This window comes from Oleiagrimonas soli (assembly GCF_000761445.1).
Classification (GTDB): domain Bacteria; phylum Pseudomonadota; class Gammaproteobacteria; order Xanthomonadales; family Rhodanobacteraceae; genus Oleiagrimonas; species Oleiagrimonas soli.
The window spans coordinates 1,313,454-1,333,029 of sequence record NZ_KN196470.1 but is presented as its reverse complement, the minus strand read 5'-3'; the positions used below and the strand labels follow the sequence as shown (position 1 = coordinate 1,333,029).

24 protein-coding genes and 1 tRNA gene are annotated in these 19,576 nt (G+C 65.8%); 13 read left to right on the top strand and 12 right to left on the bottom strand.

What is annotated here, in order from left to right:
- Window position 1: 1 nt before the first annotated feature.
- The 6 genes from LF63_RS05800 to pcnB all read right to left on the bottom strand — a co-directional run bounded on the left by LF63_RS05800 (window position 2) and on the right by pcnB (window position 4,532).
- Window positions 2-340, bottom strand: a complete 339-nt coding sequence (locus tag LF63_RS05800; protein ID WP_043100273.1) for a hypothetical protein — start codon at window positions 338-340, stop codon at window positions 2-4.
- A gap of 101 nt (window positions 341-441) precedes the next feature.
- The gene (gene panD / locus LF63_RS05795) at window positions 442-822 is read right to left on the bottom strand and encodes an aspartate 1-decarboxylase (protein ID WP_043100272.1); all 381 of its coding nucleotides are present in this window, start codon (window positions 820-822) and stop codon (window positions 442-444) included.
- A gap of 83 nt (window positions 823-905) precedes the next feature.
- Window positions 906-1,751, bottom strand: a complete 846-nt coding sequence (gene panC, locus LF63_RS05790) for a pantoate--beta-alanine ligase (protein WP_043100269.1) — start codon at window positions 1,749-1,751, stop codon at window positions 906-908.
- Window positions 1,752-1,765: 14 nt separating this feature from the next.
- Window positions 1,766-2,596, bottom strand: a complete 831-nt coding sequence (gene panB / locus LF63_RS05785) for a 3-methyl-2-oxobutanoate hydroxymethyltransferase (protein ID WP_043100268.1) — start codon at window positions 2,594-2,596, stop codon at window positions 1,766-1,768.
- Between the two features lie 89 nt (window positions 2,597-2,685).
- The gene (gene folK, locus LF63_RS05780; protein WP_043100266.1) at window positions 2,686-3,180 is read right to left on the bottom strand and encodes a 2-amino-4-hydroxy-6-hydroxymethyldihydropteridine diphosphokinase; all 495 of its coding nucleotides are present in this window, start codon (window positions 3,178-3,180) and stop codon (window positions 2,686-2,688) included.
- Window positions 3,177-4,532 (bottom strand): polynucleotide adenylyltransferase PcnB, encoded by a 1,356-nt coding sequence (gene pcnB, locus LF63_RS05775; RefSeq protein ID WP_043100264.1) that lies wholly within the window; start codon window positions 4,530-4,532, stop codon window positions 3,177-3,179. Before pcnB ends, folK begins: the two co-directional genes overlap by 4 nt.
- Before the next feature lie 82 nt (window positions 4,533-4,614).
- Here pcnB and LF63_RS05770 point away from each other — a divergent pair.
- Together LF63_RS05770 and fdxA are read left to right on the top strand one after the other, a co-directional pair.
- A tRNA-Glu gene (locus LF63_RS05770) sits at window positions 4,615-4,690 on the top strand.
- A gap of 150 nt (window positions 4,691-4,840) precedes the next feature.
- A complete protein-coding gene (gene fdxA, locus LF63_RS05765) occupies window positions 4,841-5,164 on the top strand; it encodes a ferredoxin FdxA (RefSeq protein WP_043100263.1) in 324 nt (107 codons plus the stop codon).
- A gap of 59 nt (window positions 5,165-5,223) precedes the next feature.
- Here fdxA and LF63_RS15200 read toward each other — a convergent pair whose 3' ends face one another.
- A complete protein-coding gene (locus LF63_RS15200; RefSeq protein WP_052394751.1) occupies window positions 5,224-5,790 on the bottom strand; it encodes a hypothetical protein in 567 nt (188 codons plus the stop codon).
- Window positions 5,791-5,813: 23 nt separating this feature from the next.
- A complete protein-coding gene (gene dapA / locus LF63_RS05755; protein WP_043103280.1) occupies window positions 5,814-6,707 on the bottom strand; it encodes a 4-hydroxy-tetrahydrodipicolinate synthase in 894 nt (297 codons plus the stop codon).
- Window positions 6,708-6,850: 143 nt separating this feature from the next.
- On the opposite strand from dapA, the gene LF63_RS05750 reads away from it, so the two are divergent.
- The 7 genes from LF63_RS05750 (at window position 6,851) to LF63_RS05720 (ending at window position 12,498) form a co-directional block, all read left to right on the top strand.
- Window positions 6,851-7,420, top strand: a complete 570-nt coding sequence (locus LF63_RS05750) for a glycine cleavage system transcriptional repressor (protein WP_184655121.1) — start codon at window positions 6,851-6,853, stop codon at window positions 7,418-7,420.
- A 29-nt stretch (window positions 7,421-7,449) separates the two neighbouring features.
- The gene (locus tag LF63_RS05745) at window positions 7,450-7,911 is read left to right on the top strand and encodes a peroxiredoxin (RefSeq protein ID WP_043100261.1); all 462 of its coding nucleotides are present in this window, start codon (window positions 7,450-7,452) and stop codon (window positions 7,909-7,911) included.
- Between the two features lie 94 nt (window positions 7,912-8,005).
- On the top strand, window positions 8,006-9,385 hold the full coding sequence (locus tag LF63_RS05740; RefSeq protein ID WP_043100259.1) for a PhoH family protein: 1,380 nt from the start codon (window positions 8,006-8,008) through the stop codon (window positions 9,383-9,385).
- 258 nt (window positions 9,386-9,643) lie between these two features.
- A complete protein-coding gene (locus tag LF63_RS05735) occupies window positions 9,644-10,573 on the top strand; it encodes an aspartyl/asparaginyl beta-hydroxylase domain-containing protein (protein ID WP_043100257.1) in 930 nt (309 codons plus the stop codon).
- On the top strand, window positions 10,558-11,001 hold the full coding sequence (locus LF63_RS05730) for a VOC family protein (RefSeq protein WP_235205274.1): 444 nt from the start codon (window positions 10,558-10,560) through the stop codon (window positions 10,999-11,001). The genes LF63_RS05735 and LF63_RS05730 overlap by 16 nt, the downstream gene beginning before the upstream one ends.
- Window positions 10,998-11,462 (top strand): hypothetical protein, encoded by a 465-nt coding sequence (locus LF63_RS05725; RefSeq protein WP_043100255.1) that lies wholly within the window; start codon window positions 10,998-11,000, stop codon window positions 11,460-11,462. Before LF63_RS05730 ends, LF63_RS05725 begins: the two co-directional genes overlap by 4 nt.
- 139 nt (window positions 11,463-11,601) lie before the next feature.
- Complete coding sequence (locus LF63_RS05720; RefSeq protein WP_043100253.1) at window positions 11,602-12,498, top strand: SPFH domain-containing protein; 897 nt, start codon at window positions 11,602-11,604, stop codon at window positions 12,496-12,498.
- 253 nt (window positions 12,499-12,751) lie between these two features.
- Here the strand turns inward: LF63_RS05720 and LF63_RS05715 are convergent, their stop codons facing one another.
- Window positions 12,752-13,798 (bottom strand): SDR family oxidoreductase, encoded by a 1,047-nt coding sequence (locus LF63_RS05715; protein ID WP_043100251.1) that lies wholly within the window; start codon window positions 13,796-13,798, stop codon window positions 12,752-12,754.
- Between the two features lie 109 nt (window positions 13,799-13,907).
- On the opposite strand from LF63_RS05715, the gene LF63_RS05710 reads away from it, so the two are divergent.
- The 3 genes from LF63_RS05710 to LF63_RS05700 all read left to right on the top strand — a co-directional run bounded on the left by LF63_RS05710 (window position 13,908) and on the right by LF63_RS05700 (window position 15,806).
- Window positions 13,908-14,504, top strand: coding sequence for a TetR/AcrR family transcriptional regulator (locus LF63_RS05710; protein ID WP_043100249.1), 597 nt, complete (start codon window positions 13,908-13,910; stop codon window positions 14,502-14,504).
- A gap of 425 nt (window positions 14,505-14,929) precedes the next feature.
- The gene (locus tag LF63_RS05705) at window positions 14,930-15,328 is read left to right on the top strand and encodes an ArsR/SmtB family transcription factor (protein ID WP_200877535.1); all 399 of its coding nucleotides are present in this window, start codon (window positions 14,930-14,932) and stop codon (window positions 15,326-15,328) included.
- Between the two features lie 10 nt (window positions 15,329-15,338).
- Window positions 15,339-15,806, top strand: a complete 468-nt coding sequence (locus LF63_RS05700; RefSeq protein ID WP_200877534.1) for an SRPBCC family protein — start codon at window positions 15,339-15,341, stop codon at window positions 15,804-15,806.
- A 126-nt stretch (window positions 15,807-15,932) separates the two neighbouring features.
- Here the strand turns inward: LF63_RS05700 and LF63_RS05695 are convergent, their stop codons facing one another.
- The 3 genes from LF63_RS05695 to grxC form a co-directional block, all read right to left on the bottom strand.
- Window positions 15,933-16,943 carry an isocitrate dehydrogenase gene (locus LF63_RS05695; RefSeq protein ID WP_043100244.1) on the bottom strand — a complete coding sequence of 337 codons (1,011 nt, stop codon included), beginning with the start codon at window positions 16,941-16,943 and terminating at the stop codon, window positions 15,933-15,935.
- A gap of 141 nt (window positions 16,944-17,084) precedes the next feature.
- Entirely contained in the window at window positions 17,085-17,441 is a 357-nt protein-coding gene (locus LF63_RS05690; RefSeq protein ID WP_043100242.1) for a carboxymuconolactone decarboxylase family protein, read from the bottom strand.
- Window positions 17,438-17,701 carry a glutaredoxin 3 gene (gene grxC / locus LF63_RS05685; RefSeq protein WP_043100240.1) on the bottom strand — a complete coding sequence of 88 codons (264 nt, stop codon included), beginning with the start codon at window positions 17,699-17,701 and terminating at the stop codon, window positions 17,438-17,440. The genes LF63_RS05690 and grxC overlap by 4 nt, the downstream gene beginning before the upstream one ends.
- 186 nt (window positions 17,702-17,887) lie before the next feature.
- Between grxC and LF63_RS05680 the strand changes: the two genes are divergently transcribed.
- Window positions 17,888-19,567: a beta-barrel assembly-enhancing protease gene (locus LF63_RS05680; RefSeq protein WP_052394749.1), complete on the top strand. Its 1,680-nt coding sequence runs from the start codon at window positions 17,888-17,890 to the stop codon at window positions 19,565-19,567.
- The last annotated feature ends 9 nt before the right edge of the window (window positions 19,568-19,576 follow it).

Genomic DNA, 19,576 nt, shown 5'->3' with positions numbered 1-19,576 from the left:
ATCAGGCGCCGATCAACCAGCCCGGCATGCGCTCGGGTGCGCCGTACCAGCCCCATTGACGCAGGCGCTGCATGATCGCGTCGTGGCTGTCGGCGACATGACGTTCCAGACCGAGCACGGTATAGGCCCAGGCCTCGCGCAGCAGTTCTTCGCCGTAGTCGCCGATCTGACCGGACTGACCGAACAGCAGCATGCCGCGCGGCGAGCCGAAACCCTCGATCCACAGATCCGCCACCAGACACTTCGCCGAAGGCAGCAGCACCACGCGCCACGGCGTGACGTGGAGTTCCAGCTCGCGTGCGGCGTGCTGCCAGGTCTGAACGAAGCGACTGTCGGGCATGCGCGGACGTGCTCGGCCAACGGATGTTGGCTTCAGTACACGGTGCCGCGCGGGGAAATGCAAGCGTTTCGTGGCCGGCCGGCGCCGGCCCGCGCTGGCGCTCAGGCCGCCTGCTTGGGAATCGAGGTATTGGTGTGGCTGATGCGGTTGTCGGCGTCGACGTAGACCAGCTGCGGCTTGTAGTCGGCCAGCTCGGCTTCGTCCAGAGTCACGAACGCGGCGATGATGATGAGATCACCAGCCTGCGCGCTGCGCGCGGCGCTGCCGTTGACGGAGATGATGCCGGAGCCTTCCTCGGCGCGCAGCGCGTAGGTCACGAAACGCTGCCCGCTGTTGATGTTCCAGGCATGGATCTGCTCGTACTCGCGGATGCCGGACGCGTCCAGCAGATCGCCGTCGATGGCGATCGAACCTTCGTAGTGCAGTTCCGCGTGCGTGACAGTGGCGCGGTGAATCTTGGCCTTGAGCATGTTCAGATGCATGACGTCGCCTCGACGGATGCGGTGTTGGGGAAAGGAGAAAGTATAGCGGCTGGACGCATTCGCTGCCGTATGTACGCGCGGCGTCAGTCCAGCAGCAGGTTGTCGATCAGGCGGGTCGAACCCAGCCGCGCCGCGATCAGCGCGACCAGATGCTCGCGTTCGCCGTGCTCCGGCAGCGCCAGATCGGCGCTGCGGCGCACGGCCGCGTAATCCGGCTCGAAACCGAGCTCGCGCAACTGCGCGGCGGCCTCCTGCTCGATGGCCTGTGGCGAACGCCCCGCCACATGCCAGACCTTCATGGCCTGCAGCGTGCGATGGATGCCCACGGCGCGCTGGCGTTCCTCGGGCGACAGGTACTGGTTGCGCGAACTCATCGCCAGTCCGTCGCTTTCGCGCACGATCGGCGCGGCCAGCACCGTGACCGGCAGACCGAGGTCGCGCACGAAGCGCTCGATTACCCGCAGCTGCTGGAAATCCTTCTGCCCGAACACGGCCACGTCCGGCTGCACCAGGTTGAACAGTTTGCAGACCACGGTCGCCATGCCGTCGAAATGGCCAGGGCGATGCGCGCCTTCCAGCGTTTCCGTCAGACGCGGCACCTGCACGCGCACGGAGTGCTCGGGGCCGAACGGATACATGGTTTCGACGCTGGGCGCGAACACCAGGTCGCAGTCGTGCTCGGCCAGCCCGACCTGATCCTGCGCCAGCGTGCGCGGATAGCGCTCGAAGTCCTCGCCGGGACCGAACTGGGTCGGATTGACGAACACGCTGGCGACCACGCGATCGCAGCGCGCACGCGCCTGCTTCAGCAGCGAGAAATGGCCTTCGTGGAGATTGCCCATCGTGGGCACCAGGCCCACGGCCTGACCGCTGGCGCGCCAGCCGCGCACGGCGGCGCGCAGGGCCTGGATTTCGGTGACGGTCTGCATCGGTGGCGCCCGGCTCAGTACTGGTGTTCGGCCGCGGGGAAACGACCATCGCGCACATCGTCGGCGAAGGCGGCCATGGCCTCGACCACGGAACCGCGACCGGCCAGGAAATCCTTGCTGAACTTGGGACGCTTGCCCGGCGTGATGCCCAACATGTCGTACACCACCAGCACCTGGCCGTCGGTATCCGCGCCGGCGCCGATGCCGATGGTGGGAATATCCAGTTCGCGGGTGATGCGCGCGGCCAGTTCGGCAGGCACTGCTTCCAGCACCAGCAACTGCGCGCCCGCGGCGGCGACGGCATGGGCGTCGGCCAGGATCTGCTCGGCGACGGCCTCCTCGCGCCCCTGCACGCGGTAGCCGCCGAGGCGATGCACGGACTGCGGCGTCAGCCCCAGATGCGCGCACACCGGCACGTTGCGCTCGACCAGCGCCTCGATCACGCCGCAGATGTGACCGGCGCCTTCCAGCTTGACCATCGCCGCGCCGCCCTCGCCCATCAGCCGGCGCGCGGCCTCCAGCGCGAACGCCGGATCGCGGTCGCTCATGAACGGCAGGTCGGCCACCAGCAGCGCCTTGGACAGCCCGCGCGACACCGCCGCGGTGTGGTAGACGGTCTGGTCCAGCGTCACCGGCAGCGTGCTGGCATGGCCCTGCACCACCATGCCCAGCGAATCGCCGACCAAGACGACGTCGATGCCGGCCTCATCCGCACGCGCGGCAAAGCTGGCGTCGTACGCGGTGAGCATGACGATCTTGCGGCCATCGTCCTTCATCGCGCGCAAGGCGGGCGCAGTGACGGGCTTGCGGTCGGCGTGGGCGTTCTCGGTGTACACGTGAGGCATTCTCGCGCTGAGGAATTCGATTATCGGGGGAGGGTCGGCCGGCACTCAAGCGAGTGCGTCGCACAACGCGCAGCCGGTGGTCCCGGGTGTCATGTGGGCGGCGGCAGCCGCTTGCAAGCGCTGGCGTCGATTTTCTTCAGCAGCGCGTCGACCCGGCCCTGCCCCGGCACGTCCAGCGCGGGATCGAGCTCGGCCAGCGGCAGCAGCACGAAAGCGCGTTCGGCGATGCGCGGGTGCGGCACGCTCAGACCCGGCTCGTCGATCACGCGGTCGCCGTACAGCAGCAGGTCCAGATCCAGCGTACGCGGTCCCCAGCGCTGGCCGTCGCGGGTGCGTCCGGCCTGACGTTCGATCTCCAGCAGCGCCTGCATCAGCGCCCACGGGTCGAGCGCGGTGTCCAGCGCCGCTGCGGCGTTGATGAAATCCGGCTGGTCGGTCACGCCCCACGGCGGCGTCAGGTACAGCGACGAGCGTTTGCGCACGCGCGTGTCCGGCAGCGCATCCAACGCCGCGAACGCTTCGCGCACGCGCGCCTGCGGATCGCCCTGGTTGCCGCCCAGAGCCACGTACGCGCGCACGCTCACTCCGCCGAATCGCTGCCGCCGGCCTTGCGGCGACCACCGCGCCGACGTCGGCGCTTGCGCGTGCCGCTGCCGCTCTTGCCGCCGCGCGACGACGGAACGAGTTGCTCGGCCAGCTGATCGGTCGGCTGCTCCTGCGCCGTCGTCCACCACTGGCCCTGCTCGCGGATGTCGTCCGATTCGCCGGCACGCAGCAGCAGGAAATCGTAGGCCGCGCGGAAACGCGGATGCTCCAGCAGACGGAACACGCGCTTGCGCGTGCGTTGCGCGAAGCGCGGCTGCAGCGTCCAGATGTCCTCCATCACGTGCGTGAAGCGACGCGGGATGGCCACATGCTGCGTCTGGTTCGCGATGACGCGATGCGCGGCGCGCTGCCAGGCCAGCGCCGGCGCGATGCCGTCGTCGATCAACGCCTGCGCCTGGGCACGGACATCGCCCCACAGCAGCACCGCGAACAGGAACGCCGGGGTGACCGGCTTGTCCTCCGCGACGCGTGCATCGGTGTTGGCCATGCCCTGCTCGATCATCGACAGCAGTTCGTCGTCGCCGCCGTCGAGCGCCCTGGCCGTGGCCGGGAACAGCGGCGCCAGCAAGCCGTAACGACGCAGCATGCGGAAACTCTTCAGCGCATAGCCGGCCATGAACAATTTCAGCGACTCGTCGAACAGCCGCGCCGGCGCGGCCTCGCCCAACAACGATGCCAGTTCCGCGAACGGCGCCGAAGCGGAGGGGTCGATGTCGAAGTCCAGCTTCGCGGCCAGACGCGCCGCGCGCAGCATGCGCACCGGGTCCTCGCGGTAGCGGGTCTCGGGATCGCCGATCAAGTGCAGCACGCGATCGTGCAGGTCCTGCATGCCACCGACGTCGTCGCGGACGCTGAAGTCGGCGATGTCGTAGTACATGGCGTTGACGCGGAAATCGCGCCGCAAGGCGTCTTCCTCGATGCTGCCCCAGATGTTGTCGCGCACGATGCGGCCGTCGACGATGTGACGGTCGCCGTCAGTCTCGCCATCGCCGGCTTCGCCGCTGCCGCGGAACGTCGCCACCTCGATGATCTCGCGCCCGAACACGACATGCGCGAGGCGGAAGCGGCGTCCGATCAGGCGGCAATTGCGGAACAGCTTGCGCACCTGCTCGGGCGTGGCGTCGGTGGCCACGTCGAAATCCTTCGGCTGCACCCCGATCAGCAGATCGCGCACGGCGCCGCCGACCAGCAACGCGCGGTAACCGGCCTCGTGCAGCGTGTACAGCACGCGCAGTGCCGCTTTGCTGATGTTGCGCCGGGAGACCGTGTGCTGGTCGCGGGGGATGATGCGCGTCGAGGGCGCGGAGATGTTCGATTTCTCTGGATTCAAGCGATCAGTTTCCTCGTGGGCCGCAAATCAGGCATTGCCCGGCGGCATATTTCCGTTATACTACCGCGCCTCGCGTCACAGCGCTCCCTTCGTCTAGTGGCCTAGGACACCGCCCTCTCAAGGCGGGAACACGAGTTCGAGTCTCGTAGGGAGCGCCACTTAACTTTTGCGATCATCCCTGATCGCCGCTGAAAGCCTCTTGCGGCTAGCTTCAGGATGCGCGCAATGGATGCGACTCCGGAAGCGCCCATCCCTGGGCGCACTCCTTGAGAAGCGTCGTTACCATCTGCATCATCGGGGCAAACTTCATGACCTTCGTCGTTGTCGACAGCTGCATCAAGTGCAAGTACACCGACTGCGTCGAGGTCTGTCCCGTCGACGCCTTCCACGAAGGCCCGAACTTCCTTGCGATCAACCCGGACGAGTGCATCGACTGCACCCTGTGCGAGCCGGAGTGCCCGGTCAACGCGATCTATCCCGAGGACGACGTGCCGGCGGGACAGGAGCAATTCACCGAGCTCAACGCCGAGCTGTGCAAGACCTGGCCGGTGATCACCGAGCGCAAGGATCCGCCGCCCGACGCGGCCGAATGGGAAAACAAGCCCAACAAGCTTCCCCTGCTGGAACGCTGACACCGGACAAAACAAAACGCCGCCCATCGGGCGGCGTTTTCGTTGTGCGCCCAGCGGACTCAGCCGCCCAGCCGTGCGCGCAGCGCCCCCATCAGTCGCCCGACCAGCTGCGGATCGCCCGAGGCGCTCACGGTGCTGCCGCCGGCCGCGTCGGCCTTGACCTGCACCAGCACGGTCGACTTGGTCTTCTCGCTGGACGAACTGTCCGAAGAGGTGTCGCTCGGCGCATTCTGCGTGTTGCTGAAATGGCGCTGCAGGAAGCCCTGGTTCGAGCCCAGCTCCATCTTCGAGTCCATCGCCACCTGGTAGGTGTGCTCGGCGTCGTTCTGGTTGGCGATGCTGCCGATGTCGCCGTTGCCCAGGGCGAGACCGACGCGCTTGTAGGCGCTGTCCACGTCGCCCGGCAGATGCAGCGTCCCGGGACGGGCGTTCGCATCGGTCTGCTCGTGCTGTGCGTTCACGGTCGGGATGGTCAACGCCTCGCTGACATTGGGGCGGTCCATGTTCGGCGGAATCTCCAGCGGATTCTCCTGCTTGGCCTTCTGCCAGGATTTGCTGGAACGGAACAGGCCGCAACCGGAAAGCAGCACGGTGCTCAGCACGAGGGCGACGAGAATCTTCTTCATGTGGATATCCGTTGAAAGTCGTGTCAGTCCGCAGACGCCAGGGGCGTCAGACGGGCCAGTGTATCGCGTATGGCCGCCAGGTCCGAGTCGCCCTGCAGCGCCTCCAGCGGCAGACGCAGACTGCCGTCGCCGATCCCCAGCGCGGCAAGGCCCGCTTTCACCGGAATCGGATTCGGCGCGCAGTCCAGCGCCTGCAGCAACGGCATTAGCGCCTGCGCCCGCTCGCGCGCCAGCGCATGATCGCCGCCGCCGGCCGCATCGCACATGGCGCGGAACGCCCGGGGAACCAGGTTCGCCACCACCGAGATCGTACCGGCGGCGCCCGCCAGCATGGCCTCGACGGCGCTGCCGTCGTCTCCGGACAGATAGACGAAATCCTCGCCCGCAAGTTCCGCGATGGCCTGGATGCGCGCCACGTCGGAGCGCGCTTCCTTGATGCCGACGATGCGCTCGTGGCCGCGCAGGGCCGCTACCGTCTCCGGCAGCATGTCGCAGGCGGTGCGCGTGGGCACGTTGTACAGGATGACCGGCAACCCGCCCTGCTCGGCGACTTCGGTGAAATGGCGGATCAAGCCGGACTGGGTCGGACGCACGTAGTACGGCGTCACCACCAGCGCCGCGTCCGCGCCGAGATCGGCGGCGTGGCGAGTCAGATGGATCGTCTTGGCCGTACCCGCCTCGCCGGTGCCGGCGATGACCGGCACGCGGCCATCCACCCGCTTGACCGCGAGCGTCAGCAGACGGTCGTATTCGTCGGCTTCGAGAAAATGCGCCTCGCCGGTCGAACCGGCCACCACCAGCGCCTGGGTGCCGCCTTCGATCTGCTGTTCGATCAGGCGCTCGAAGGCCTCGGTATCGAGTGCGCCGGCCGCCTGGAAAGGCGTCGCCAGGGCGCAGATGCTTCCGCTGAGTTTCAACGCGTGAACCTTGATGGACAATGTCGGCGATGTTACTTGGGATGCTTCGGACAAGTCCACGCATCCCTTGCAGGCTCCGCTTGCAGGCAAGTAAGCTCGAACCGTGCGCGGCCGCCGGCTCGCGCCCGCTGACTCAGGTATCCATGGTCTTGAACCGCAGCATCACGCAGCGCCCCGGGGGCGAAAACCAACTGCTCGTGCAGACGCTTTCACCGGCCTCTCGCTCGCCCCTGATGACCCTCGTTCGACGCATCGCCGACGCCGGCTGCAATCTGGCCGACACGCGCGTGTCCACGCTCGGCAGCGACGTCTGCGTGATCCTGCTGGCGCAGGGCAGCTGGGACGCCGTGGCCAAGCTGGAAACCGGGCTGGACAAACTGGCGCGCGAGCAGACCGACCTGCACCTGATGCACTACCGCACCCAGGCGCGCGCCGCGCAGACGCACCTGCTGCCGTACCTGGTCGAGGTGATCGCCGCCGACCGCAGCGGCGTGCTGGCAGACGTCATCGAGTTCTTCACGCGCAACGGCATCAGCATCGAACAGCTGACCTCGATGCGCTATCAGGCCATGCAGACCGGCGCCGGCATGTTCCAGGCGCAGATCACCATCGGCATTCCCGCCGACAGCCACATCGCGACCCTGCGCGACGACTTCCTGGAACTGTGCGACCGCCTCAATCTCGACGCCATCATGGACCCGGTGAAATTCTGAAACACGAACCTGGTATCAAGGAGCACGCAATGATCGAAGTCGGCAAGACCGTTCCCGCACTCGAAGGCCAGACCGGCGACGGCGGCGCGCTGTCGCTGAAGGATCTGCGCGGCAAGTGGGTGGTCGTCTACTTCTACCCGAAGGACAACACCCCGGGCTGCACCAACGAATCCAAAGACTTCCGCGACCTCTACGCCAAGTTCAAGCGTCGCGGCGCCGAGATCGTCGGCGTGTCGCGCGATTCGGTGAAGTCGCACGCCAATTTCGCCGCCAAGCACGAGCTGCCGTTCCCGCTGGTCTCCGATCCGGACGAGACCTGGTGCAAGACCTTCGACGTGATCCACGAGAAGAACCTCTACGGCAAGGTCCACATGGGCGTGGTGCGCAGCACCTTCCTGATCGATCCGAAGGGCAAACTGCAACACGAATGGCGCAAGGTGAAGGTCCCCGGCCACGCCCAGGCCGTGCTGGACGAAGTGCCCACGAAGTGACTATCCGCTCCTACCTGCCCGTCGCCTGCCGCGGTTGCCGCCGCGGCCGGGCGGCGTGGTGCTGTCCGTCTTCCGACCCAAGCGAGGTTCGTGCATGACCCGAGGCAAGCGCATCTACGCCCTGGACACCAACGTGCTGCTGCATGATCCAACCGCCCTGTTCCGCTTCGAGGAACACGACGTGTTCATCCCCATGACTGTGCTGGAGGAACTGGACGAGAAGAAGAAAGGCGGTTCGGAAGTAGCCCGCAACGCGCGTCAAGCCAGCCGCTTCCTCAACGAACTGATCGAACGCGGCAACGGCCGCGGCATCGCCGAGGGCCTGGAGCTGAGCAGCCCCGAAGGTCTCAATCTGCGCCGTGACGACAAGGTCGGCCGGCTGTATTTCCAGCACCGCTCCGAGCGCACCCACGGCAAGGCCGACAACCAGATCCTCTCCGCCGTGGAGGAAGTACGCGAGCAGCATCCGGACGCTTCCGTCGCGCTGGTCACCAAGGACATCAACCTCCGCATCAAGGCGACCATCGCCGGCATCCACGCCGAGGACTACGAGAACGACCGCGCGCTGGACGACTTCTCGCTGCTCTACACCGGCTCGACCGAACTGCCGGAGGACTTCTGGGATCGTCATCCCGAGCTGCGCTCGTGGACCGAGAAGGGCCAAACCTGGTACGAGGTCAAACCGTCCGAGGACGAACGCTGGCATCCCAACCAGTGCTTGTACCTGCCCGGCGAGAACAGCGTCGAGATGCGCGTGTTCGAGGTCGCCGACGACAAGGTGCGCATGGTGCTGATGAACGACCACACGCACGCCAACCACAGCGTCTGGGGCATCGCCGCGCGCAACCGCGAGCAGAACTTCGCGCTCAACGTGCTGATGGACCCGGAGATCGACTTCGTCACCCTGCTCGGCAACGCCGGCACCGGCAAGACGCTCATCACCCTGGCCGCGGGCCTGGCGCAGGTGATGGACCAGCAGCGCTACCGCGAGATCATCATGACCCGCGCCACGGTCTCGGTCGGCGAGGACATCGGCTTTCTGCCCGGCACCGAGGAAGAGAAGATGACGCCGTGGATGGGCGCGCTGACCGACAACCTGGAAGTGCTCACCGACGGCGAGGAAGGCGGCAGCTGGGGGCGCGCGGCGACCAACGACCTGCTCGCCTCGCGCATCAAGATCCGCTCGCTGAACTTCATGCGCGGACGCACCTTCCTCAACCGCTACCTCATCATCGACGAGGCGCAGAACCTGACCTCCAAGCAGATGAAGACGCTGATCACGCGCGCCGGCCCCGGCACCAAGATTGTCTGTCTGGGCAACGTCGAGCAGATCGACACGCCGTACCTGACCGAGACCACCTCGGGCCTGACCTACGCCGTCGACCGCTTCAAGGACTGGCCGCACTCGGCGCACATCACCCTGCGCCGCGGCGAGCGCTCGCGACTGGCGGACTTCGCGGCCGAGGCGCTCTGAAAAAAGGAACGCACAAACCCGTACTGCCAGACCGAGATCGAACACGACAAATCTCATGGTCGTCATCCCGGCGAAAGCCGGGACCCAGTGCCTCCGATGCAAGCCCCTGGGTTCCCGCTTCCGCGGGAATGACGACCGGAATACATCGCAGCGAAGCCAAGCTATTCCGACTGTTCCGCCGCTCGTTCGACGCTGGTATCCGCACATGGATAGTGCGCGTAAAATGAATGCGGACACCCGCATCTTCAGGCCACGCCCGTGACTCCGCGCCTCATCCTCTTCCTGGTCCTCGCCGCCTTCGTGCTGTGCGTGCTGCTGGTGCACCTGCGCGGCCGCGCAAAGCTGCGCTTCGACCGCCAACTGGTGGACCATTCGGCGCTCTTCGCGCCGTACAACTTGCTGATGTACGCGTTCTCCGCGGTACCGGCCACGCCGATCCTCGACCGCGCCGGCTTCCCGCAGCTGGACCTGCTGAAGGACCACTGGCGCACCATCCGCGAAGAGGCTTCGCACCTGTTCGATCAGGGCTTCATCCGCGCGGCGGAGAAGAAGAACGACGCCAGCTTCAACTCGTTCTTCAAGCAGGGCTGGAAGCGGTTCTACCTGAAGTGGTACGGCGAGGCGCTGCCCTCGGCCGAGGCGCTGTGCCCGCAAACCGTCGAACTGCTGAACCGCCTGCCCAACGTGAAGGCGGCGATGTTCGCGCTGCTGCCGCCGGGCAGCAAGCTCAACCCGCACCGCGACCCGTTCGCCGGCTCGCTGCGCTACCACCTAGGCCTGATCACGCCCAACTCCGACGACTGCCGCATCTTCGTCGACGGCCAGATGCACGCCTGGCGCGACGGCGAGGATGTGGTGTTCGACGAGACCTACGTGCACTGGGCCGAGAACAAGACCGACCAGACCCGCGTGATCCTGTTCTGCGACGTGGTCCGCCCGCTGCGCACACGCGTGATGGAAGCGATCAACAAGCGCGTCAGCGCCTTCATGGGCCGCATCACCGCCTCGCCCAACGAGGAAAGCGACAGCACCGGCATCATCAACCGCCTGTACGCGTTCAACCACAGCGTCGGCCAGCACAGCAAGTCGCTGAAGCGACGCTGGCCGCGCGCCTTTCGCGTGAGCAAATACGCGCTGATCCTGATCGTGCTGTGGCTGATCTTCCTGGCGCCGTGGCCGTTCCGTTGAACGCCGCGACACGCGAACTGCAGCCGTTCCACCTCGCCTTCCCGGTGACTTCGCTGGAGCAGGCGCGCGCCTTCTACGGAGAACTGCTCGGCTGCCCCGAGGGCCGCAGTTCGGAGCACTGGGTCGACTTCGATTTCTTCGGCCACCAGATCGTCGCGCATCTAGCACCGCAGCAAGCGACGCCGCATCGCAACACCGTCGACGGCGATGACGTGCCGGTACCGCACTTCGGTGTGGTGCTGGACATGGATGCCTGGGAGGCACTGGCCGCACGCCTGCGTGCTGCCGGCTGCGACTTCGTGATCGCGCCGCACATCCGCTTCCGCGGCCAGCCCGGCGAGCAGGCCACGATGTTCCTGCTCGATCCCTGCGGCAACGCGTTGGAGTTCAAGGCGTTTGCGGATCGCAGCCAGTTGTTCGCGACATGAAGCAGTTGCACGCCTTTGTACGCACGCTACTCGCGATACTGGCCGCTGCCGCCGTCCCAGCCCTGTTGTTCGGCATCGAAGGCAATGCGGCATTCATAGCTTTCATCCTGGCATTGGCGTGGATCCTCGTACTGGGTCTGCCCACCTTTCTCATCCTCAAAGGACGCGGTTGCGTACGCTGGTGGTCGGCGCTGCTCAGCGGTTTCCTGCTCGCGGCGATACCCGTCGCACTGCTGGGATGGCCCTACTTTCCCGGCAATGGCACGTCTTACAGCGGATGGGATGGGCATGGCATGGTCGATTTCGTCGTGAACGGCATTCCCACGCACGCAGGCTGGATACAATATTTCACCAGCACACTTGGTTCCGGCGCTCTGGGCAGTACCTCTGCACTGGCCTTCTGGTTGGTGTGGCGACTGAGCGGAAACCGAGAGACGAAGCCCGCGAACAACGCATCGTGATACCTCAGAAAATCATCCTTGCTTAACACTCAAACGCACATGATCCCCGCCTGATATGGTTTGCGGCTGAGGCCGGTGCGGTGCCGGTCGCATGGGGGTGGGTCTTCGTCCTGAAGCCCCAAGAAAGGAGTTCAACGTCATGTCTCAACCACTTCGCCGGGTCGGCAACCAGCTGCCGCTCGGCAAGCTCGCGATCGCGCTGATCGTCGTCATCCTGCTCTACAACAGCTTCTTCGTGGTCAAGCCCAGCGACGAAGCGGGCGTCCGCTGGCTGGGCGGCACGGTCATCACCAAGCAACCGCTGGATACCGGCCTGCACTTCAAGGTGCCGTTCCTGGAGGACGTCGACCGCCTGCAGACCTCGCGCAGCGTCTACACGCTCAACAACCTGTCGGTCTACACCAACGACAACCAGTCGGTCGAGCTGAGCATCAGCGTGATCTACGAGATTCCCAGCGCGTCGGTGCTGAACCTGCTCTACCACGTGGGCCGGTCCGGCAACGTGGACATCGACGACACGATCCTGCCGGTCGTGCGCGACCGGGCGCTGGCGGCGTTCGCGCAGTACAACACGCTGAACATCTCCGACGAGCGCGCCAAGATCAGCGCCAAGATGAAGTCGGAAATCTCCGAGGCCCTGCACCGCCTGTTCGGCATCCAGGTCATCGACGTGCAGCTGACCGGCATCAAGTATTCGCCGGTGTTCGTCGCCTCGGTCGAAGCCGCGGTGAAGGCCAAGGCCGATGCCGTGCGCGCGCAGAACACCGTGCTGCAGAAGAAATACGAAGGCGAGCAGAAGACCGTCACCGCCACCGCCGAGGCGCAGGCGCGCATCGCCCGTGCCAAGGGCGAGGCGCAATCGATCATCCTCGAAGCCGACGCCCAGGCCAAGGCCATCAAGACCGTTGGCGACGCCCTGCGCGTCAACCCGCAGTACGTGCGCTACTACGGCATCAAACACTGGAACGGCGTGATGCCGCAGGTGGTCGGCAGCAAGGGCACTCTACCGATGATCGATCTGGGCAAACATCCGTGAACTGCCCCGGCACCGTGATGGCGACAGTCGTCACGGTGCCGGGTATTTCCTCGGTGATGCTGTAGCTGGCGTCGGCTCGAAGGCTCTTCCAGAAGCGTTACACGGCACTGCGTCGGCGTGCCCGATGGCGCTGCGAACCCGATACGGCCGCCGTCATCCCATCCATGACCTGAGGGTCAGGGTCGAAACGATGTCGAGTGACCGCGTGTCCAGCGTCTCTCGGTCACCGCTCCTCGCGGTCTTGCCCGCGAATCTATTCGACCGTCGATTCGAGTCCTTCGACGAGGCCGAGACGAATCAGGCTTTCCGCCGTCGCCACGATGGCCTCCTCGCGGGGACGTGGCGACCAGCCGAGCATTCGTATCGCCTTGGCGCTGGTGGCATTCAAGTTGCGTCCCAGCAACGGCACCGCGCCGCGCAGTGTCGGGTCCTTCACGGCCCCCTCACGGATCACTGCATCCGGCAACTCGCGCGTGTCCACGTTGCGTGCAGCGTCGCCCATCCGTTGCTTCAGCACCTTGGCGACATCGGACAACCACAGACTTTCGCCAGCGATCGCCAGAAAGCGTTCGCCGTTCGCCTCGGGAGCGGTCATGGCGCGCACGTGCAAGTCCGCCACATCGCGCACGTCCACGAAACCGCTGTTGATCCTGGGACTGCCGGGCTGTCCCTCCAACAGGTTCTTGATCAGACGGATGGAATGCGCGTAATCCGCGCCCAGCACCGGGCCGAGTACGGCTGTCGGATTCACTACAGTCAGCTCCAGGCCCTTGCCTTCGTGCGCGATAAAGTCCCATGCGGCCCGCTCGGAGAGCGTCTTCGATTTCTGATACGGCCAGATGTTGTCGGCCGTCAGGTCGCTCCAATCGGTCTCGTCGAACGGCCGATCCATGTCGCCGTGACCCGCGCAGATCGCGCCGAAGGCCGAAGTCAGGACGACCCGCTGGACGCCCGCGTCCCGCGCCGCGCGCAGTACGCGCAAGTTGCCGTCGACGGCCGGCCGGATCCATTCGTCCTCCGACGTCTGCGTGCCGGTCGGCGTGGGCGAGGCGCCATGCAGGACATAGCTGCAACCTGCGACCGCATCGTTCCAGCCTTCATCGGAGACGAGATCGGCTTCGACAAACGACAACCGCTCGCCCGGCTCGGCGCCGCCGACGTTCAGCTGTTGCCGCACTTCGCCTTCACGCGTCATCGAGCGCACCGTGGTTCGCACCCGATAGCCCGCTTCGAGCAACGCAAGAATGCAGTGCTGCGCGATGAAACCCGTGCCGCCGGTGACCAGAACCGTGCTGTTCATGCTTCATGTTCTCCAACCCGCCTCACCGGGAGTTCAGTGATCCAAACGAGTTTGTATACACTTGTATACATCCAATGGCGAAATATGTCTACGCATGTATACTTCAGCCATGAAAACACCCTCAAAAACTGCTGCGCCGCCACGACGCAGAGACGCCGAAGCCACCCGCGAGGCCATCCTCGTTTCTGCACGCAAGGCCTTCGCCGCGTCCGGCTACGACGGCGCCGGATTGCGGGAGATCGCAGCGGGCGCCGGCGTCACGGCGATGATGGTGAACCGCTATTTCGGCTCCAAGGAACACCTGTTCGCGGAGGTCGTGGAGCAGACCATGACCCAGGGCAGCCTGATCGCCGGCGGCATCATGGATCACCCGCGTCCCGGCCATGCCCTCGCGGAAGCCCTGGTCAAGATGACCCGTGCCGATGTCACACCCGTCGATGGTTTCCTGATCACTCTGCACTCGGCATCGAGTGCCGCGGCCGCTGACATCGGTCGCGAGAAGATCGACGCACATCACCTGAAAACCGTGACCCGCGCGCTGCACGGGAAGCGACAAGCCGAACGCGCGGCCTTGATCCTGGCGGTGATCTCGGGCTTCCAGGTCATGCGGCAAATGATCGCGTTGCCTGCCCTGGCGAATGCCGATGAAGACGTTCTGGTCCGGCTGCTCGCGGGGGTGTTCGACCGGCTGATCGACCCGGCCTGAAAAGCACAGAACGGCGCACGACGAGTGCATGGATGCACGCTGCACTCGGTCGAGTGAAGCAGGACTCGAACGCGCCGAAGACGTGGTTGCCCGCCACGGTCTTTCCGTCTGCATCAAGCGCACCGTGCCTACACGTGATGCGCTTCCCGGCCATGCCAACGCGGCCTGCGGCCCTGTCTCCGGCATGGCGCGGTGATCGGCGGCGAACGTCCATGCATCGTGGGCCGATTCAGGCGTCTCTCGCCGGTCCAGATGTTCGAGCCTGAAGGCGACCGCGAGGAACCGCGCGTGAGGATCGACCGCGCAGTCACCGGCCATGCCCGTCACCTCACCGCCATCCGCCACATCGACCACGCGCAGCATGCCTCGTCGAGGTTTGGCGTGGCACAGCGCTTCGTGCCATTCGCGCCCTCGAAACCCCCCTCTTGCAAATCACCGATGCGCGGCATACAGTGAACCATATGGTTCACCATCAAGCCCGTCTCGACACCACGTTCGCCGCACTCGCCGATGTCACGCGACGTGGCGTGCTGGAGCAGCTCCGCCATGCGGACGCCTCGATCAGCGATCTTGCCCAACGGTTCGAGATGACCCTCACGGGCATGAAGAAGCACGTCACCGTGCTGGAGCGGGCGGGACTCGTGATCACGGAAAAAGTCGGACGCGTACGAACCTGCAGACTCGGCACGCACCAACTGGAAGAAGAGGCCGCCTGGATCGCGCGGCATCAAGAGCTCTGGAGCGCACGCTTCGACGCGCTGGACGAAATGGTCGAGCACCTCAAACACAAGGAGAAGACAGATGTCCGCAACAAGAGAACCTAGCTCCGCCGCCATGAAGCGCACCCTCGTGGAGCGCAAGTCCGACCTCGAACTCGTCGTGACGCGAACCTTCGATGCCCCGGCGCATATCGTCTTCGAGGCGTGGAGCAACGCCGCGTTGTTCCAGCGTTGGTGGGTGCCGAAATCGGCGGGCCTGACGCTGCTCTCGTGCGAGATGGATGTACGCACCGGGGGCACGTATCGCCTCGTGTTCCGTCACCCGATGTCCGAACAACCGATGGCGTTCTTCGGCACGTACCAGGAGGTGACGCCGAACGAGCGCATCGTCTGGACCAACGAGGAAAGCGACGAGGGCGCCGTGACCACGGTGACGTTCGAGGAAGAGGCCGGCAAGACGCGGGTCACCTTCCACGAACGCTACCCGACGAAAGCGGCTCTCGAGGAAGCCATCGCCGGTTCGGCCGAAGGCCTGCCCGAGCAGTTCGCGCAGTTGGACGAATTGCTCGCGGACGGATGCTGAGCGCACCGCGGCAGACGGCGCCGGAGACCCTTTCGTCGCCCCGAACCTGCTGCCCTGCTGCAATCTTCCGCCACGAAAAAGGCCGCGCATATGCGCGGCCTTTTCGGTGTCGGCGATGTGGGCCGATCAGCCCTTGACGCGCTCCACCAGCGCATCGGCAAAGCTGTCCGTGGTGCCGCTGCCGCCGAGGTCCGGCGTGGTGCGGTCGCCGGCGGCGAGCGTTTCGCGGATGGCGGTGCGGATCCTGGTGCCCTTCTCGGCCATGCCCAGGTGGTCGAGCATGTCGGCGGCCGCCAGCAGCAGCGCGCAGGGATTGGCCACGCCCTTGCCGGCGATGTCCGGCGCGGAACCGTGCACGGCCTCGAAGATCGCCGCCTCGGCACCGATGTTGGAGCCCGGCGCCAGACCCAGACCGCCGACCAGACCGGCGCACAGGTCGGAGAGGATGTCGCCGAACAGGTTGGTGGTGACGATCACGTCGAACTGCTCCGGACGCATCACCAGCTGCATGCAGGTGTTGTCGACGATCAGCTCGTTGAACTCGATGTCCGGGTATTCCTTGGCGATCTCGCGCGCCACGTTCAGGAACAGGCCCGACGTGGTCTTCATGATGTTCGCCTTGTGCACCGCGGTGACCTTCTTGCGGCCCTTGCTGCGCGCCATCTCGAAGGCGTAGCGCACGATGCGGTTGCAGCCGCGGCGCGTGGTGCGGATCATCGACGAAGCGGTCTCGCCGTCTTCGGACAGGGTCTGCCCCTCGGACAGGTACGCGCCCTCGGTGTTCTCGCGCACCGTGATGATGTCGATGTTCTCGAAGCGCGCCTTGGTGCCCGGGAAGCTGATCGCCGGACGCACGTTGGCGTACAGGTCGAAGTGACGGCGCAGCTGCACGTTGATCGAGGAGAAGCCGCCGCCGACCGGCGTGGTCAGCGGGCTCTTCAGCGCGATGCTGTGCTTGGCGATGGTGTCCAGCGTGGCGGCCGGCAGCAGTTCCCCATGCTTCTCCAGCGCCTCCATGCCGGCCTCGACGAATTCGTAGTCCAGACCGCAGTCCAGGGCATCGAGGACGCGCAGGGTGGCGTTCATGATTTCGGGGCCGATACCGTCCCCTCGAATCACGGCAATGGTCTTGCTCATGGGAAACTCCTTGACGACGCGCTGTCTCGCGCGTGTGGCGACACGGACCGCGCGAAACGGGGTGCGACAGGCGGGGGCATGCCTGTCGCGCGCGGCATCAGCCGCCCATTATAGCGTGCTTGTGTGAATACTTGCCGCCGATCAGTCCGATGCGGCGCTCCGCTCCAGCTCGTCCAGCGCATCCACGGCGCGGCGCAGGTGCGGAATGACGATGGAACCGCCCACCACCAGACCGACCTGGAACACCTCGAAGAACTCGTCGCGGTTGACGCCGGCCGCATGGGCCTGATTGATGTGGTAGCGGATGCAGTCGTCGCAGCGCAGCACCATCGAGGCGACCAGGCCCAGCATTTCCTTGGTCTTCACGTCCAGCGCGCCGTCGCGGTAGGTCTGCGAATCCAGCGAGAAGAAGCGCTTCACGACCTGGTTGTCCTGCTCCAGGATGCGCTTGTTCATGCGCTCGCGGAAATCCGCGAAGGCGTCGTTGTTCTCGCTCATGCGCTGGCTTCCAGCAGGGTCGCCAACTCGCCGCTACGGTCGGCGGCGGCGAGGTCGTCGAAACCGCCCACGTGGGCGCCGTTGACGAAGATCTGCGGCACGGTGCGGCGTCCCTGGCTGCGGTCGAGCATTTCACGCAGGCGCGCCGGATCGGTGTCGATGCGGATTTCCTGCCATTCCAGCCCCTTGGATTTCAAAAGATTCTTGGCCGCCACGCAGTACGGGCAGACGGCCGTGGTGTACATCTGGATGTCAGGCATCGCGAAAGCTTCCTCGGTGTCATGGCAATGCCTACAAGATGCGGCTGCGCGCGCCGATTAACAAGGGCGAACCGGCCGCCGCGCACACGCTGGCCGGTGAACCGGGGCTGGGGTATCGTGGTCGAACCTCAGGACACGCGCGCCGTCACGGCGCATCCGGCCCGTTTTCGACCTTCGCGACCGCCCATGTCCCTACGCTCACCGTTGCTCGCCCTGTTCATCGCCAGTCTCAGCTTCGCTGCCGGGGCGCAGGATCGCGATGTGCGTCTGCCGGATCTGGGCAGCTCCGCCGGTGCGCTGATCTCGCCGCAGGAGGCCTCGCAATACGGCGCGGCGATGCTGCATCAGATGCGCGCGCTGCACATGGTGCTGGACGATCCGCAGGCCAACGAGTACCTCAACAGCGTCGGCTACCGTCTGGTCGCCGCCAGCGACGATCCGAAGCAGAAATTCACCTTTTTCGTGGTCCGCGACCAGGAGATCAACGCCTTCGCCGCTCCCGGTGGCTACATCGGCGTCAACGCCGGCCTCATCACCATTGCCCAGAACGAAAGCGAACTGGCCGGCGTGATGGCCCACGAGATCGGCCACATCTCCCAGCATCACCTGGAGCGCGCCTTCGAGGCCTCGAAAAAGGATGCCCCGCTGATGGCGCTGGTGCTGCTCGGCGCCATCGCCGCCGGCACCACCGGGCACAACAGCGGCGACGCCGGCATGGCCGTGCTGGCCGGCGGCCAGGGCCTGCTGGCACAGCGGCAGATCAACTTCACCCGTTCCGACGAGGCCGAGGCCGACCGCGTCGGCATCCAGACCCTGGCGCGCGCCGGCTACAACCCGGAAGCGATGGCCGATTTCTTCCAGCGCATGGAAGACACGCTGCGCCCCGGCAGCGGCGGCGTCTCCGTGCCCGAACTGCTGCAGACCCATCCGGTGACCGCCGCGCGCATCAGCGACGCCCGCGCCCGCGCCCGCGCGCTCGAAGAGCAGATGAAGAAGCAGCCGCATCCCCAGCTCAATGCAGCGACGCTGGAAAACAGCACCGTGCCGCTGCCCTTCGTGAAGACCCCCGACGTACTGATCCAGCCGCAACGCAGCGGACACAAAGCCGACACCGAACTGTCATTGTTCAAGCTGATGCGCGAACGCGTGCGGGTGCTCAGCGGCGACGCCAACACGCTGCTGGACTACTACGCCGGCAACCTGCCGCGGAAGGATTTCGACACGCCGTGGAACCGCTACGGCTACGCGCTGACCCTGATCCGGACCGGCCAGCCCGCCAAAGCCGTCCGCCAACTGCAGCCGCTGCTGAAGCAGTATCCCGGCAACACCACGCTGCGCCTGGCGCTGGCCAACGCGGAATTCCAGAATGGGCAGCACGATGCCGCCTTCGCGCAGTACGCGTCGCTGTCGGCCAACGCGCCGGACGATCACGCCATCGCCATCGCCTACGCCCATGCGCTGACCCAGGCCGGCACCAAGGCACAGGCGCGCAAGGCCGAGGACATGCTGCGTCCGATGCTCGACGACAGCGAGGACCCGGACCTCTACACCAGCTACGCCCGCGCCAGCGAGAAGGCCGACATGCCGGTGCGCGCCGGCGAAGCCTACGCCTACGCCAGCTACCTCTCCGGCCGACCGTTCGACGCCATGCAGCAGTTCCGCCGCCTGCTCGACCGCCCCGACCTGAACTATTACCAGCGCGCCCGCATCAACGCGCACATCGCCCAGCTGACGCCGCTGCTGATGGAACTGCGCAAGCGCAAGATCGATACGCCCGACCGCGATCCGGACGGGCGTTCGCCCTTGCAGGGCGAGCGCGCCATGGGCTCGGCATCGCAATTATGTTTCAGCCTGACATGCGGATAACGCGGATTG

Bases quoted from the DNA above. Each gene is read 5' to 3' on its own strand.
- panD (WP_043100272.1), bottom strand. From the start codon at position 822: ATGCATCTGAACATGCTCAAGGCCAAGATTCACCGCGCCACTGTCACG.
- LF63_RS05750 (WP_184655121.1), top strand. From the start codon at position 6,851: ATGGTCTTGAACCGCAGCATCACGCAGCGCCCCGGGGGCGAAAACCAA.
- LF63_RS05690 (WP_043100242.1), bottom strand. From the start codon at position 17,441: ATGAGCGAGAACAACGACGCCTTCGCGGATTTCCGCGAGCGCATGAAC.
- fdxA (WP_043100263.1), top strand. From the start codon at position 4,841: ATGACCTTCGTCGTTGTCGACAGCTGCATCAAGTGCAAGTACACCGAC.
- LF63_RS05680 (WP_052394749.1), top strand. From the start codon at position 17,888: ATGTCCCTACGCTCACCGTTGCTCGCCCTGTTCATCGCCAGTCTCAGC.
- LF63_RS15200 (WP_052394751.1), bottom strand. From the start codon at position 5,790: ATGAAGAAGATTCTCGTCGCCCTCGTGCTGAGCACCGTGCTGCTTTCC.
- panC (WP_043100269.1), bottom strand. From the start codon at position 1,751: ATGCAGACCGTCACCGAAATCCAGGCCCTGCGCGCCGCCGTGCGCGGC.
- LF63_RS05710 (WP_043100249.1), top strand. From the start codon at position 13,908: ATGAAAACACCCTCAAAAACTGCTGCGCCGCCACGACGCAGAGACGCC.
- LF63_RS05695 (WP_043100244.1), bottom strand. From the start codon at position 16,943: ATGAGCAAGACCATTGCCGTGATTCGAGGGGACGGTATCGGCCCCGAA.
- LF63_RS05725 (WP_043100255.1), top strand. From the start codon at position 10,998: ATGAAGCAGTTGCACGCCTTTGTACGCACGCTACTCGCGATACTGGCC.
- panB (WP_043100268.1), bottom strand. From the start codon at position 2,596: ATGCCTCACGTGTACACCGAGAACGCCCACGCCGACCGCAAGCCCGTC.
- LF63_RS05745 (WP_043100261.1), top strand. From the start codon at position 7,450: ATGATCGAAGTCGGCAAGACCGTTCCCGCACTCGAAGGCCAGACCGGC.
- grxC (WP_043100240.1), bottom strand. From the start codon at position 17,701: ATGCCTGACATCCAGATGTACACCACGGCCGTCTGCCCGTACTGCGTG.
- LF63_RS05715 (WP_043100251.1), bottom strand. From the start codon at position 13,798: ATGAACAGCACGGTTCTGGTCACCGGCGGCACGGGTTTCATCGCGCAG.
- LF63_RS05740 (WP_043100259.1), top strand. From the start codon at position 8,006: ATGACCCGAGGCAAGCGCATCTACGCCCTGGACACCAACGTGCTGCTG.
- LF63_RS05700 (WP_200877534.1), top strand. From the start codon at position 15,339: ATGAAGCGCACCCTCGTGGAGCGCAAGTCCGACCTCGAACTCGTCGTG.
- LF63_RS05720 (WP_043100253.1), top strand. From the start codon at position 11,602: ATGTCTCAACCACTTCGCCGGGTCGGCAACCAGCTGCCGCTCGGCAAG.
- LF63_RS05800 (WP_043100273.1), bottom strand. From the start codon at position 340: ATGCCCGACAGTCGCTTCGTTCAGACCTGGCAGCACGCCGCACGCGAG.